Raw genomic sequence first — 13611 nt, forward strand, 5'->3', positions numbered from 1 at the left:
GTCAGCCCCGCATCGCTTTGCCCTGTGGATCATAGGGCGACGGCGCGATGACCCGCGCAGGTCGTTCGACCCCAACCACATGGACAGACAGTTCAGTGCCTGGTGCGGCCTTGTCACGATTGACCAGCGCCATCGCCAGGGACTTGCCGGTGGAGTGGCCATAGCCGCCCGAGGTGACAAAACCCACGTGCTCTGCCCCTGACCAGACAGGTTCGTATCCGCTGGCATCTGCGTCCAAAGCATCAACCTCAAGCGTCACCTGAACCTGCGCAGGACCATTGCCATCGCGTTCGGCCAAGGCGGCCTCTTTACCGACGAAATCCTTGTCCCAATCGATCCAGCGATCCATACCTGTCATGCCCGGCGTGTACGCTTGCGTGAATTCCGCCGACCAGATGCCAAAGCTCTTCTCAAGCCGCGTGGACAGCATCGCGTTGAAACCGCACTCGCGGATGCCCGCGTCGGCCCCGGCCTCAAGCAACATCCGGCGCAGCTTGATGTGATCGCCATAGCGGCAGTTGATCTCATAGCCTTTTTCACCAGTGACTGACATGCGTGCAACGCGAGCCCTGACAAGACCGATATCAAAATCACCACAGCCCATGAATTTCAGGCCCGAGACGTCCTGCTCGGCCAGTTTTTGGATTACCTCCTGCGATTTCGGCCCGACCAGACCGAACCCGCAATACTCCTCGCCCAGATCGCGAACCTCGACTCCGTCGATCATATGATCGTCGAACCAGCGCATATGCCAGGCGCGCAGGTAATAGCTGCCCATGATCCACCAGGTGCCATCGCCCCAATTCAGAACGGTCAGATCCCCTTTTAGCCGCCCATTCTCACCCAGCATTGGTGCCAACTTGGCCCGTCCCGGCGCGGGCAGTTTCGAAGCCATCACGTGATCCAGCCACAGCTCGGCATTTGGTCCGGTGACCTCGAACCGGGAAAAGCCAGAGATGTCCATCAGGCCGACGCCCTCGCGGATCACCTTGCATTCCTTGGCCACGATGTCATGCGCGTTGGATCGCTTGAGGGTCGGCGTTTCTTCGAACCCTTTCGGCGCGAAGTACAGCGGCACCTCAAGGTCCCAGCTGACACCCCATTTGCATCCCGCTTCAGTCATCGCGTCATGAGCTGGCGCCATCTTCAGCGGACGACCGGCAGGCAGCTGTTCGTTCGGATAATTCATCACGAAACGGCGGGAATAGAATTGCCCGGTGGTTTCACGGATATAGCGTTTGTTCTGGGCAAAATCGCCATAGCGGGCAATGTCCATCGGCCATGCATCGGCCTCGGGCTCGCCATGGATCATCCACTCAGCCAGCGTTTTGCCAACGCCGCCGCCCTGCAGGAACCCGGCCATGACAGCGCAGGCGGTCCAATACCCGCGTTTGCCTGGAACCGGCCCGACCAGCGGGTTACCATCAGGCGAGAATGTAAACGCCCCGTTGACCCAGGTTTTGATGCCGACATTCTGGATCGACGGATAGCGTTCAAAGCCCAACGTCAGTTCATTCTCGATCCGGTCAAGCTGCTCCTGAAACAGTTCCTCGCCATAATTCCACGGCGCGCCGTCCATGGCCCAATGTTCATGGTCGACCTCATAGATACCGACCAGAACGCCCTTTTGGTCTTGCCGCATATAGGTGAACCCCTCGAGGTCCACGGTCATCGGCATTTCAAAATCCGCCGCCGCCACTTCGGGCACTGTATCCGTGATCAGATAGTGATGTTTCAGCGGCGATACTGGCAGCTCAACCCCAGCCATGCGCCCGACCTGCTTGGCCCAAAGCCCCGCGGCATTGACCACGTGTTCACAGGTGATGGTGCCCTTGTCGGTCACGACCTGCCAGCCATCATCGGTCTGGATCAATTCCTCGACCTTGGTCTCCTCGTAATACTCGGCACCGCGTTTCTTGGCGGCGGTTGCATAGGCCTGAACCGTACCGGTCGTGTCGATATAGCCCTCTCGATCGGCCCACATCGCGCCCAGAACGCCGTCAGTCGACATGATGGGACAGCGCTTTTGCGCCTCTTGTGGAGTCAGCAATTCGCAGTCTTCGATACCGATAGACTGGAAGATACGATAGTTGGCCTGCAGCCACTCCCACCGCTCGGGCGTTCCAGCCAAAGTCAGGCCACCAGTCATGTGCAGGCCGATATTCTGCCCGGATTCCTTTTCGATCTCGCTGAGAAGGTCGATTGTATAGGCCTGCAGCGATGCCATGTTCGGATCCGCGTTCAGCGCGTGAATACCGCCCGCCGCGTGCCAGGACGATCCCGACGCCAATCGCCGCCGTTCCAGCATGACCACATCTGACCAGCCGAATTTGGCCAAGTGATACAGAACCGAGGCGCCCACAACGCCGCCACCGATGACCACAACGCGATACTGAGATTTCATTATGCTCTCCCCTGCATGACTCGAGGGAGACGCTAGTGATACTGTTCACACCTGTCTAGACATTTCTGTACAGTGCAAGTGAGCAAGTTCAGACAGCTCAATTTCAACGCCTTAAAGCTGTGCGCTTGGACGCGATGCGATCTTGTCGAACCAAGACAGCGTCGCGGTATTTTCCTGTGGAATCCGCATCTTGATCACGCGGGCAAAGTCAACGAACACAAAGGTCGAGATATCGGCCAGCGTGAACTCAGCCCCCGCAACAAACGCACTATCCTTCAGCCGCGTTTCAAGCAAATCGAAAAACCGGCCAACCCGGTCCATGCCACGCTGTGCCAGCTCGGGTATCTGCGCATAGTTCGCCGGGCCCGGAATCGCCCGATCCTTGAACGCGGGATGGGTGTTGCGCAGAGCCTCGGCAATAGGCACTCCACCCTGCTGCTCGACAATGCTGTTCCACATCAGGACCAGCCCCTTTTCATCTGGCGTACGTCCCATCAAAGGTGGTTCGGGAAAGCGCGCCTCAAGATAGGCGGCAATGCCCAGGTTTTCGGTCAGCGTTGCGCCCTCATCCGTCACCAGAACAGGGATCGTCGCATTGGGGTTTACCGCAAGGAAAGCGCCATCCAACTGTTCCGCCTTTGCAATCGAGATATTGCGCGTTTCAATCTCCAGCCCTTTTTCAGCGATCAACATGCGCGCGCGGCGCGGGTTTGGAGCGGTCGTGCAATCATAGAAAAGCATTTGGTATCCTTCTTGCGCTTAGCGGCGGTAGATAAAGCAACGTCCGTCCACCGCATGTTCAGGCAGCGGGATTTCGGTCAGGTTTTCGAAATACATCCGGTCGCTGGACACCATCAGCCCACCTTCTGCCAACAACGGTTCTATCAGGGGGGAAACCAACCGCGCGAAAGCATCGTTCTTGTCCCTGTTATGGCCGCCAAGATCCGCATGGATCAAACTGGCCGTCGGCCCAAACCGTTCCAGCGCCGCAGGCAGAGTCTCACGCACATCCCCCAGAATCACCAGATCCTCGGGCGGGGTAGAGTCCGGATGGGAGGCCACGGCGCGCTCGAACACATAGACCGGACGGTTTTGAATGTACTGAACCATGTGATGATAAGTACGACCATTCCCCAATCCCAGCTCGAACACCGGACCGGACATGGTACTTGTCTGTGCAATGGCATGGTCCAGGCAGGCACGCTGCGACACCATACGGTCGATGAACAGGTCAAGACGGCTTTGGGGATCGGGCACTGGGAAATCTCTCCTTGATATTTGACGACACATAACCTGTGACCGACATCGCATGTGATGACAAATCCTCAAGGCATTGTGTAGGCAAATCGGCCTCAGTTTCACGTTTTCGCGACATTTCACCCCAAGAACGGGTTTGACTATACAGGCACAACCGCGCGAAACTGCGACAAAAAACACAGGGAGTTGATCAAGCCTATGCCGAGCTACGGCCTAACGGGTGGAATACCCGCATGACTGCGTTGTTGTCTGTCCGGGACCTCAGCATCGGATTTGGTGCCGGAGAGTCTGTGGTTCAAGGCGTCAACTTCGACGTCGAAGCGGGACAGACACTTGCGCTTGTGGGTGAATCAGGGTCGGGGAAAACGATCTCATGCCGGGCTGCTTTGCGCATTCTTCCCCGAGCAGCCCAAATTCGAAGCGGCACGATTACTCTAAATGATTCCAAAGGTATAGAGGAACTGACTCAGATCAGCGAGCGTCAGATGCGCGGCATTCGCGGCAATCGGATCTCGATGATCTTTCAAGAGCCGATGCGCTCGCTCTCTCCCCTGCACAAAATTGGCAATCAGGTCAGCGAAGTTCTTTGGCTGCATCGCAATGCCTCCGAGGCACAGGCCCGCAAAACGGTTCTGGAACAGTTCGAACGCGTGGGTTTTCCAGACCCTCAGCGCGCCTATGATTCTTACCCGTTCGAGCTGTCCGGCGGGATGCGCCAACGCGCCATGATCGCTATGGCCATGGTTTCCAAACCGGAATTACTGATCGCGGACGAGCCGACGACAGCATTGGACGTTACGACACAGGCCCAGGTGCTGGGGCTGATCAAAGAGCTTCAGCGTGAAACGGGAATGGCGCTGATCCTTGTGACCCATGATTTGGGGGTCGTCGCCAATATGGCCGAACAGGTCGTGGTCATGCACAAAGGCCGCGTGATGGAGGCTGGAGCAGCGGCACCGATCCTGACCAGCCCTGCTCACCCCTATACCCAACAGTTGTTCAACGCCGCGCCCGAGATTCCGGATCAGGACGCGGTTGGCATCCCGATGCCCGACGAAGATCTGATCCTTCAGATGAAGGCCGTGTCGAAAACCTATACGATGCGATCCAGCAAGGGCTGGCAGGGCGAACGCCTGATCCATGCCTGCCGCGGAGTCGATCTGAACCTTGCGCGGGGCAAGACGCTGGCGATCGTCGGCGAAAGCGGCTCGGGCAAAACTACGGCCGCCCGCATCGCACTAGGGGCTGAGCCGCCTGATCCGGGCGGAGAGGTTCTGTTTCGAACCTCCCCCGATGAAGAAGCGATCACCGTTCACAAGATGACCCGGACCCAGCGCACCGCGTTTCAGCGCAAGGCGCAGATGGTGTTTCAGGATCCCTACAGCTCGCTCAGCCCTCGCATGCGCATTCAGGATGCGATGACCGAACCGTTGGAGATTCACCGTATCGGATCGACCGCCGAGCAGCGCGAAAAAGCGGCCGAGATGCTGACACGTGTTGGCCTGAACGCCGATATGCTGAAACGCTATCCCCATGCTTTTTCCGGCGGCCAAAGACAGCGCCTGTCGATTGCCCGCGCAATGATGCTCGACCCTCAGCTTATTGTCTGTGACGAACCCACTTCGGCTCTGGACGTGTCGGTTCAGGAACAAATCCTGACATTGCTGGAACATTTGCAGGACAGCCTGAACTTGTCGTATTTCTTCATCTCGCACGACCTTGCGGTCGTTGCACGCATTGCCGACGAAGTTGCTGTGATGCGTCGTGGGCTTGTCGTGGAACAGGCCCCGCCCGAGACACTGTTTTACAACCCTCGTCACCCTTACACCAAGGCACTGATTGCAGCGCAGCCAGAGCCCGACATCAACCGCCCCATCGACCTGAATTTGGTTGCTTTGGGTGCTGGTTCACCTGACAGTTGGGATGACGCCTTCCGATTTACCGACTCCGTGGTACCTTCATTGGTAGAGATGGAGCCCGGCCATAAGGTACGATGCCATGTTTAAGACCACTCGCCCGCTGTTACTGGCCGTTGCGCTGGCCGCAACATGGGCCCTGCCCGCCACGGCAGACATGCCCGAGTTGCAAGAAAGTACTTTCTGGGAAACCGAAGTGAATGCGGGGAACCTTCCGCCCATACAGGACCGAATTCCCGCCGAACCCCTGATTGTGGATCTTGCTGCAAAAGGCAGGGAATTCGGCAAACAGGGCGGCACTTTGCGCACAATGATTACTCGGTCCAAAGACATCCGGCAGATGGTGGTTTACGGATATGCCCGCCTTGTTGGGTTCGACCAGACCTATCAGGTCGTTCCAGACCTGCTTGAATCCTTCCAGAACGACGACAACCGCAAATACACCCTCAACCTGCGAGAAGGTCACAAATGGTCGAATGGCTCTCCGTTCACTTCCGAGGACTTCCGATACTGGTGGGAGGATGTGGCAAATAATGAACTGCTCAGCCCGTCGGGACCACCGGATTTTCTGATCGTCGAAGGCAAGACTCCGACCGTGACCTTCCCCGATGAAACGACCGTTGTGTTTGAATGGGAAGATCCCAACCCCGGCTTCCTGCAGGCTCTGGCACAAGCGCGCCCGCCTTTCATCTACCGCCCTTCCGAGTTCCTGAAACAGTACCACGAGAAATACGCTGACGCAGAAAAGCTTGCCTTTCAGGTTGAAGATGCCCGCGTCAAAAGCTGGGCAGCTTTACACAACAAACTCGACAACCTTTACAAGTTTGACAACCACGAGTTGCCAACCTTGCAGCCCTGGTTGAATGCAAGTTCGGGCAAAAAGATCCGTCACAACTTTGTTCGCAATCCCTATTTTCATCGCATCGATAGCCATGGGGTGCAGCTTCCCTATATCGACGTGGTCGAGATGGAGATCGTGGCCGGGGGTCTGGTTGCTGCAAAAACCAATGCTGGCGAATCCGATCTACAGGGGCGCGGACTGGCGTTCCGCGACGCTTCGATCTTGAAAAAAGGCGAGGCCGGTGGAGACTACAAAACCTTGCTGTGGAAAACCGGGGTTGCCTCACAGATCGCGATTTACCCCAATCTGAACTACGAAGACGAAGCATGGCGTGCCGTTTTGCGTGACGCGCGTGTTCGCCGTGCGCTGTCTCTGGCAATCGACCGCAAAACGATAAATCAGGCGCTGTATTTCAAACTGGCCCATCCCGCCGCGATGTCGGTCTTGCCTGCTTCGCCCTTCTTCAACGAAGAAAACGCAAAGGCATGGGCACAGTACGACATCGAATTGGCGAATGCGCTGCTGGACGAGGCCGGCCTGACCGAACGTGACAAGAACGGCACGCGGCTGTTGCCGGATGGCCGCCCGATGGAACTGGTCATCGAAACTGCAGGTGAGCGGCAAGAGGTCGAAAACGCCTTGCAAATCGTCACGGACACATGGCGCGACATTGGCGTCGATCTTATTATGCGCCCATTGGACAGGGACATTCTGCGCAACCGGGTGTTTGCCGGCAGCACAATGGCGTCCGTCTGGTACGGCTGGGATGACGGCATCCCGCAACACCACACCTCACCAGCTTATCTTGCCCCTACCGATCAGGTGTTTTTGGCCTGGCCAAAATGGGGGCAGTACTATCAGACCGGAGGCGATGTTGGTGAGAAACCCGATATGCCCGAGGCCGAGCGCCTGATGGAACTGGCCCATAACTGGGAGGTCGCCTCGACTGATGAGGAACGCAAGGCCGCATGGGATGAGATGCTGAAAATCCACGCTGACCAACTTTATGCCATTGGCATTCTGAACGGTGCGCCTCAGCCTATCGTCGTATCGAACCGCCTGCGCAACGTCCCCGAGCAGGCCATGTGGGCCTGGGAACCCGGCGCACATTTCGGCATTCACCGGCCGGACGAATTCTTTTTCGCCGACTGATCAGGAGCAGCTACATGGTCATGCTGCGCTATGCAGTCTATCGCTTTTTCACGATGCTGCTGACCCTTCTTGTGGTGTCGGTTCTGGTATTCGTGATTATCAACCTGCCCCCGGGCGACTATCTCAGCAATCAGATCGCTGAACTACAGGCGTCCGGACAATCGGCGGGTGTGGCCAAGGCAGAATTCCTGCGCGCGGAATATGCGCTGGATCGCCCCATGTGGGAGCAATATCTGATCTGGATCGGTTTCTGGCCCGGCCCGCATGGGTTCGATGGGCTGGTGCAAGGCAACTACGGCTGGTCCTTTGAATTTGACCGCCCTGTCGCAGAAATCGTGGGCGACACGCTGTGGCTGACCGTCGTGGTCAATCTGGCCGCCATCCTGTTCGTATATGCAGTGGCCCTGCCCCTGGGTGTTCTTGCAGCCGCGAAGTCGCGGACCTGGATCGACTATACCTCGGCCTTTGTGGGCTATTTGGGTCTGGCAACGCCGAACTTTCTACTGGCACTGATCCTGTTCTACTATGGGCACCGCTATTTCAACCTACCAATCGGAGGCCTGATGGACCCGTCCTTTGAAGGGCTGCCGATGAGTTGGGAAAAGCTGAAATCCATCCTCGTCCATTTGATCGTACCGACCTTTGTGATCGGCACATCTGGCGCTTCGGCGATGATGCAGCGACTACGGGCGAACATGCTGGATGAGCTGGGCAAGCCCTATGTGGAAACCGCCATTGCCAAAGGCATGGCCCCGTCGCGGATGCTGACCAAATATCCGCTGCGCGTGGCCTTCAACCCCTTTGTCGCGGATATCGGAAACCTGCTGCCTTCGATGGTCTCCGGCTCTGTTCTGGTATCGGTTGTTCTGGGCCTTCAGACAATCGGCCCGACATTGCTGACCGCGCTGAAAACCCAGGACCAGTTCCTGTCCGCCTTCATCCTAATGTTTGTGGCTTTGCTGACACTGATCGGTACGATGATCTCTGACATTCTGCTGGTCATGCTGGACCCGCGCATCCGATATGAGGGGCGTGAAGCATGACCCAACATCCTGATGGTCGCTATGTCGACGACGCCCCATTCGATCCCGATGCCGCCCTGCAACAGCTTGAGCGCGCCGATTTGGATGCTCCGAACTGGATTCTGGTCTGGCGCAAATTCCGAACCCACAAGCTGGGCCTGATTTCCGGCGTCTTCCTATTGCTGTGCTATCTCATGCTGCCCTTTGCGGGTTTCATCGCGCCTTATGGCCCGAATGAACGTAATGACGAGCATCTCTATGCCCCGCCGCAAAGCATCAACTGGTTCCATGAGGGCGAATTCATCGGGCCTTATGTCTATTCGATGGTGGCCGAGGCGGATCTGGAGACCTTCCAGTGGAAGTTTGTCGCCGACACCGACACCCCGCGGCCAATCAAGTTTTTCTGCGAAGGGGCCGAGTACAAGCTGGCGGGTCTGATCAAGTCCGACACCCATCTGTTCTGCGCACCTGAAGACGCGACTTTGTTCCTTTGGGGGTCGGATCGTCTGGGCCGTGATGTATTCAGCCGTATCCTCTTTGGCGCCCAGCTGTCATTGACGGTGGGTCTGATCGGGATTTCAGTGTCCTTCTTTCTTGGTATCCTGTTCGGCTCGATTGCGGGATATTTTGGCGGCAGAATCGACTGGGTGATTAACCGTATAATCGAAATTCTGCGCTCACTACCTGAATTGCCCCTTTGGCTCGCGCTATCAGCGGCGGTCCCCTCGAATTGGAGCCCGGTCGCGGTATTCTTCATCATCTCGATTATCCTGGGGATTCTCGACTGGCCTGGCCTTGCGCGATCCGTTCGTGCCAAATTCCTATCGTTACGCGAAGAAGAATACGTACGTGCAGCCGAAATGATGGGAGCAAGCTCGGGCCGGGTGATCCGCAAGCACCTGCTGCCCAACTTCATGTCGCATCTGATCGCATCGGCAACCCTGTCGATACCGGCAATGATCCTGGGCGAAACAGCGCTCAGCTTCCTTGGGCTTGGGCTGCGCGCCCCGGCCGTCAGCTGGGGTGTGATGCTGAATGATGCGCAGAACCTTGCGTCGATCGAGATCTACCCCTGGACGGCCATCCCGATGCTGCCAATCATTGTCATCGTGCTGGCATTCAACTTTCTGGGTGACGGGCTTCGTGACAGCCTGGATCCGTATCAGCAATGACGCTGTTATCAGTACTGCCATCACCGGAAGGGTATCGGACAACCGGCACCGGAGCGCGACCCAGCGTGTATGCAGTCTCCGAACTGGCGACCGCCAGCTTTGCGGCTGTTGGTCAGGAACTGGCACGCCTGATGGGCGCGCTGAACCTGACCCAAAGCCCGCCCGAGATTTTGGTCGATCACCGGTTGGCGTCTCTTTGGTACGGATATTCTTTCAAACCCGATGGCTGGGAAATGCCCAACCTCTGGGACAGTATCGCCGGTGATTACCTTGCCAATGATGGTTGGATCAGGCTGCACACGAACCTGCCTCAGCACCGTGCGGCCGCCCTGAAAGTCCTGAAGGTCAAAGGAGATCGGGACGTGGTTACAAAGGCCGTTGCAACTTTGTCGGCGGCCAATCTTGAAAACGCTGTCGTGGCTGAGGGTGGTGTGGCAGCCGCCATGCGCAGCCGTGGGGAATGGCAAGATCATCCACAGGGGCGCGCGGTTTCACGGGACCCGCTGATCGGGTGGCACAAACCCCGACAGATTAAGCTTCGCGACCGGCCAGAGGCAACCGCCAAGCGCCCGCTGGCAGGTCTGCGCGTGCTTGATCTGACCCGCGTTCTAGCCGGTCCGGTTTCAACTAGAACTCTGGCGGGGTTCGGGGCAGAGGTCTTGCGCATTGATCCTCCGGACTGGGACGAGCCGGGTGTGATCCCGGATATTTCTCTGGGTAAGCGCTGTGCCTATCTGGACCTGAAATCCCCCGCAGGGATCGAGTTGCTACACGGCTTGCTGACCCAGGCGGATGTCTTCATTCACGGCTATCGCCCTGGCGCATTGGACGCGCTGGGCCTCACCCAAGCCAAACGGGACGAGATTGCCCCGAACAGAGTAGAAGTCACGCTGAATGCCTATGGCTGGCAAGGCCCTTGGTCTTCGCGGCGCGGATTTGACAGCCTCGTACAGATGAGCAGCGGGATTGCCGATGCAGGTCGGGTATGGGCCGGTGCAGACAAGCCGACACCCCTGCCGGTGCAGGCGCTGGACCACGCGACTGGATATCTGATGGCTGCCGCCGTCCTGTCAGCATTGTCCGAAGCCGCGATGGGTGCGCCGATCATGCAGGCCCGATTGTCGCTGGCACGCACGGCTGACCTGCTGACCATTCTAGGCAAGTTCGACACCAAGACAGAAATTGGCGCTTCGGTTCCTGCGGATTTCACGACCAAGACCGAAACCTCTGGATGGGGACCTGGCCACAGGTTGAAGCCCGCACTCTCGGTTGGTCCGGCCCAGATGTCGTGGGACCTACCCGCAAGCAAACTGGGCACGTCGAGCGCCTCCTGGTCATAGCCCTACGCCTACGCCCTCGCCGGCAGCCGCGCGGTCCGGCCCAACGCTTTGGAAGGGGTCTCGTCAGAGACGCAGCCCAAAGAGGCGGGAGCGGTCCCTAGCGGTCGTCGCCTCCAGGACCGATATCGTCCAGATAATCCTCGTCGATGGCCGCATGCACCGCACCGGTCACCGCTTCGCGTTCCTGCGGTGTCAGGTTTTCGGCCTCTTTTCCGTCAGCAAGCCTGACGGTCACCTCACGATGCGCAAACTTGATCCCTTCGCGGGCAAACAATTCGCGGATATCCTGATAGACCTTCTTACGCACCAGCCATTGATCGCCCGGCTTGGTCATGAACTTGACCCGAATAATCATCGCCGAATCCTGCATTTCGATCACGCCCTGCGATTTCAACGGCTGGATAAAATTATCCCCAATCACCGGATCGCTCAAAAGCTCTTGGCCCAAATTCTTGATGAGTTTCCGTACTTTTTCGACATCGGTGTCATAGGTCACCCGCAGGGGCAACTTCATGATCACCCAATCACGCGAATAGTTGGTAAGAACCTTGATCTCGCCAAAGGGGATCGTATTCAGTGCGCCCAGATGGTGCCGCAACTGGAACGACCGGACCGAGATTTTCTCGACCGTCCCCTTCACATCGCCAATGTCGATATATTCGCCTTTGCGGAAGGCATCATCCATCAGGAAGAACGCGCCCGAGAATATATCCCGGACAAGCGTTTGCGACCCGAACCCAACGGCCAGACCCACGACACCGGCACCGGCGAACAGCGGGCTGACATTGATACCCAATTCCATCAGGACAATCAGAACGATGGTCACAACAACAACCGCCAGAATTGCGCCACGGAACAACGGCAGCAGTGTCGCAAGACGGCTTTGCCCGCCTTCCCCGCCCTCGTCGCCCAGTTCAACCTCTCCACCGGCTACGTCTTCTTCCTCAGCAATCTTGGTATCAATCCAGACACGAAAGAAATGGAACAAGATGTAGCCCATGAACAGGATAACCATCACGTCCAGAGCCCGTTCAATAGGCAGGTCTTCGCTCCAGCTTGCGTCCGGATTCCAGATTACGACCAGAGCATATAACCCGACGACAAATGCCAGGATACCGGCCACACGTCGCGCCAGATCCTCATAGGTGACGATCGAGTGCTTTCTCTTTTCCGCTTGTGGGGTTTGAGGAACCTCATCCTCTTCAACACCGGCACCAGTCTCTGCGTTCAGCTCTTCAATCTGGCGATTGCGGACGAAGTAGCGTTCAAGCAGATAGTTCATCGCGCCATAGGCAATTACCACAGACATGAAGATGGCATAGCTGCTGGCAACAATCGGAATGGAATTCTCGTTCTCAAGCACCAGATCAACAGCCAGTTTGAACCAGCTGAACACGATATAAACTGCCAGAACCGGCGCCCAGGCAATCGATATCAGGCGCAAAATCCAGGATACCTGTTCCTTTGACCGCCCGCCTCGGATCGCGTTCGAGATGGCGCGCGCGTTGAACAGAATCATCAGAACATTGCCCAAGGCGCCAAACATGGTCAGGCCGCCATAGACCATCGCATAGACATTGTAGTTCAGACCAAAATCCGCAACCCAGGTAGAAAACAATACCACCGAGATATCATATGTCGCGATTGCCGAGGCCCAGACGTAAAGGCGTTTTGCCTCCCGGTCGGAAAAGGGCGGCAGCCGGTATTGACTGAGGTAAGGAGACAACACCATACGCCAAAGATCGGAAACTGTGCGTGCAAGAAAGAATGCCGTAAATATGGCGGTGGTCGTGAACTGAATCGAAAGATCTTCAGCCTCGCCAAAGATCAGATAGCCCACGATCAGGGCCATCAGCATCGCGAAGATCGTGGCCCCAACACCCATGAAAAAGCGAAAGACCAGAAAGGGCATTTTTTCGCGATAGCCCTGCGGATCTTCTTTTGACCGCGCCACCACCAGCCTTTTTGCAAGACGCTTGCCGTAGATTTCTATCGACAGCCAGCGCCCCAGAAGAAGGAAGAGTATATTCCAGCCCAACACTTCGACATAGGTCTGTATTCGGCCGTCTGGGCTGGTCTCTCGCAAAACATATTGCACTTCGAAGATCGAATACGGCAAAGCCTGCAGGCGCGACTCCATCGACTCGCGGAACTTCGAGAACCGCTCTTGCGCCTTCATCAACTGTGACCCTTCGGACATCGGGTCATGGGCGATATCGTCGTGCGTCGAGGCGGTATTGCCACCAGATGAGACAAGCTGACCGGCGCTGTCGATGACGATGACGCTTGCACCCGCTTCGGTGGCTGATCGGATCGCGTCAGCCAGTTCGCTTTCCTTATCTGCTTCAGATGTCGTGCCAGACCCCGAACCATACCCGGGTATAAGCGAAGTCTGCGCCGTCGCTTCCGACCCCAGAGATAGCATAGCCACCCAGACGAACAGGGCCATTGCAGCCAATAGGTTAAATCTCATGAATTCTCGCTTCCGGGTCGCATGTTGTCGCAGG

Annotated in this window: 9 protein-coding genes; 5 read left to right on the forward strand and 4 right to left on the reverse strand. The window is 57.2% G+C overall.

What is annotated here, in order from left to right:
- Nucleotide 1: 1 nt before the first annotated feature.
- The 3 genes from AC2FHW_RS11580 to AC2FHW_RS11590 form a co-directional block, all read right to left on the reverse strand.
- The gene (locus AC2FHW_RS11580) at nt 2–2404 is read right to left on the reverse strand and encodes a GcvT family protein (protein ID WP_271951548.1); all 2403 of its coding nucleotides are present in this window, start codon (nt 2402–2404) and stop codon (nt 2–4) included.
- 111 nt (nt 2405–2515) lie between these two features.
- Entirely contained in the window at nt 2516–3145 is a 630-nt protein-coding gene (locus AC2FHW_RS11585) for a glutathione S-transferase (protein WP_271951546.1), read from the reverse strand.
- Nucleotides 3146–3163: 18 nt separating this feature from the next.
- Nucleotides 3164–3694, reverse strand: coding sequence for a class I SAM-dependent methyltransferase (locus AC2FHW_RS11590; protein WP_271951544.1), 531 nt, complete (start codon nt 3692–3694; stop codon nt 3164–3166).
- A 200-nt stretch (nt 3695–3894) separates the two neighbouring features.
- Between AC2FHW_RS11590 and AC2FHW_RS11595 the strand changes: the two genes are divergently transcribed.
- Genes AC2FHW_RS11595 through AC2FHW_RS11615 form a run of 5 tightly spaced genes read left to right on the forward strand, consistent with a single transcriptional unit; the run spans nt 3895 to nt 11104 of the window.
- Nucleotides 3895–5667, forward strand: a complete 1773-nt coding sequence (locus AC2FHW_RS11595; RefSeq protein WP_271951542.1) for an ABC transporter ATP-binding protein — start codon at nt 3895–3897, stop codon at nt 5665–5667.
- Nucleotides 5660–7570 carry an ABC transporter substrate-binding protein gene (locus tag AC2FHW_RS11600; protein WP_496678916.1) on the forward strand — a complete coding sequence of 637 codons (1911 nt, stop codon included), beginning with the start codon at nt 5660–5662 and terminating at the stop codon, nt 7568–7570. The genes AC2FHW_RS11595 and AC2FHW_RS11600 overlap by 8 nt, the downstream gene beginning before the upstream one ends.
- Nucleotides 7571–7584: 14 nt before the next feature.
- Nucleotides 7585–8613 (forward strand): ABC transporter permease, encoded by a 1029-nt coding sequence (locus AC2FHW_RS11605; RefSeq protein ID WP_271951540.1) that lies wholly within the window; start codon nt 7585–7587, stop codon nt 8611–8613.
- The gene (locus AC2FHW_RS11610) at nt 8610–9764 is read left to right on the forward strand and encodes an ABC transporter permease (protein WP_142639373.1); all 1155 of its coding nucleotides are present in this window, start codon (nt 8610–8612) and stop codon (nt 9762–9764) included. The genes AC2FHW_RS11605 and AC2FHW_RS11610 overlap by 4 nt, the downstream gene beginning before the upstream one ends.
- The gene (locus AC2FHW_RS11615) at nt 9761–11104 is read left to right on the forward strand and encodes a CoA transferase (RefSeq protein WP_281973446.1); all 1344 of its coding nucleotides are present in this window, start codon (nt 9761–9763) and stop codon (nt 11102–11104) included. Before AC2FHW_RS11610 ends, AC2FHW_RS11615 begins: the two co-directional genes overlap by 4 nt.
- 97 nt (nt 11105–11201) lie before the next feature.
- Here AC2FHW_RS11615 and AC2FHW_RS11620 read toward each other — a convergent pair whose 3' ends face one another.
- Nucleotides 11202–13577, reverse strand: coding sequence for a mechanosensitive ion channel family protein (locus tag AC2FHW_RS11620; protein WP_281973444.1), 2376 nt, complete (start codon nt 13575–13577; stop codon nt 11202–11204).
- Nucleotides 13578–13611: the final 34 nt, after the last annotated feature.

Source organism: Ruegeria sp. YTSA108 (genome assembly GCF_059610185.1).

Bases quoted from the DNA above. Each gene is read 5' to 3' on its own strand.
- AC2FHW_RS11580 (WP_271951548.1), bottom strand. From the start codon at position 2,404: ATGAAATCTCAGTATCGCGTTGTGGTCATCGGTGGCGGCGTTGTGGGC.
- AC2FHW_RS11585 (WP_271951546.1), bottom strand. From the start codon at position 3,145: ATGCTTTTCTATGATTGCACGACCGCTCCAAACCCGCGCCGCGCGCGC.
- AC2FHW_RS11590 (WP_271951544.1), bottom strand. From the start codon at position 3,694: ATGTGTCGTCAAATATCAAGGAGAGATTTCCCAGTGCCCGATCCCCAA.
- AC2FHW_RS11595 (WP_271951542.1), top strand. From the start codon at position 3,895: ATGACTGCGTTGTTGTCTGTCCGGGACCTCAGCATCGGATTTGGTGCC.
- AC2FHW_RS11600 (WP_496678916.1), top strand. From the start codon at position 5,660: ATGTTTAAGACCACTCGCCCGCTGTTACTGGCCGTTGCGCTGGCCGCA.
- AC2FHW_RS11605 (WP_271951540.1), top strand. From the start codon at position 7,585: ATGGTCATGCTGCGCTATGCAGTCTATCGCTTTTTCACGATGCTGCTG.
- AC2FHW_RS11610 (WP_142639373.1), top strand. From the start codon at position 8,610: ATGACCCAACATCCTGATGGTCGCTATGTCGACGACGCCCCATTCGAT.
- AC2FHW_RS11615 (WP_281973446.1), top strand. From the start codon at position 9,761: ATGACGCTGTTATCAGTACTGCCATCACCGGAAGGGTATCGGACAACC.
- AC2FHW_RS11620 (WP_281973444.1), bottom strand. From the start codon at position 13,577: ATGAGATTTAACCTATTGGCTGCAATGGCCCTGTTCGTCTGGGTGGCT.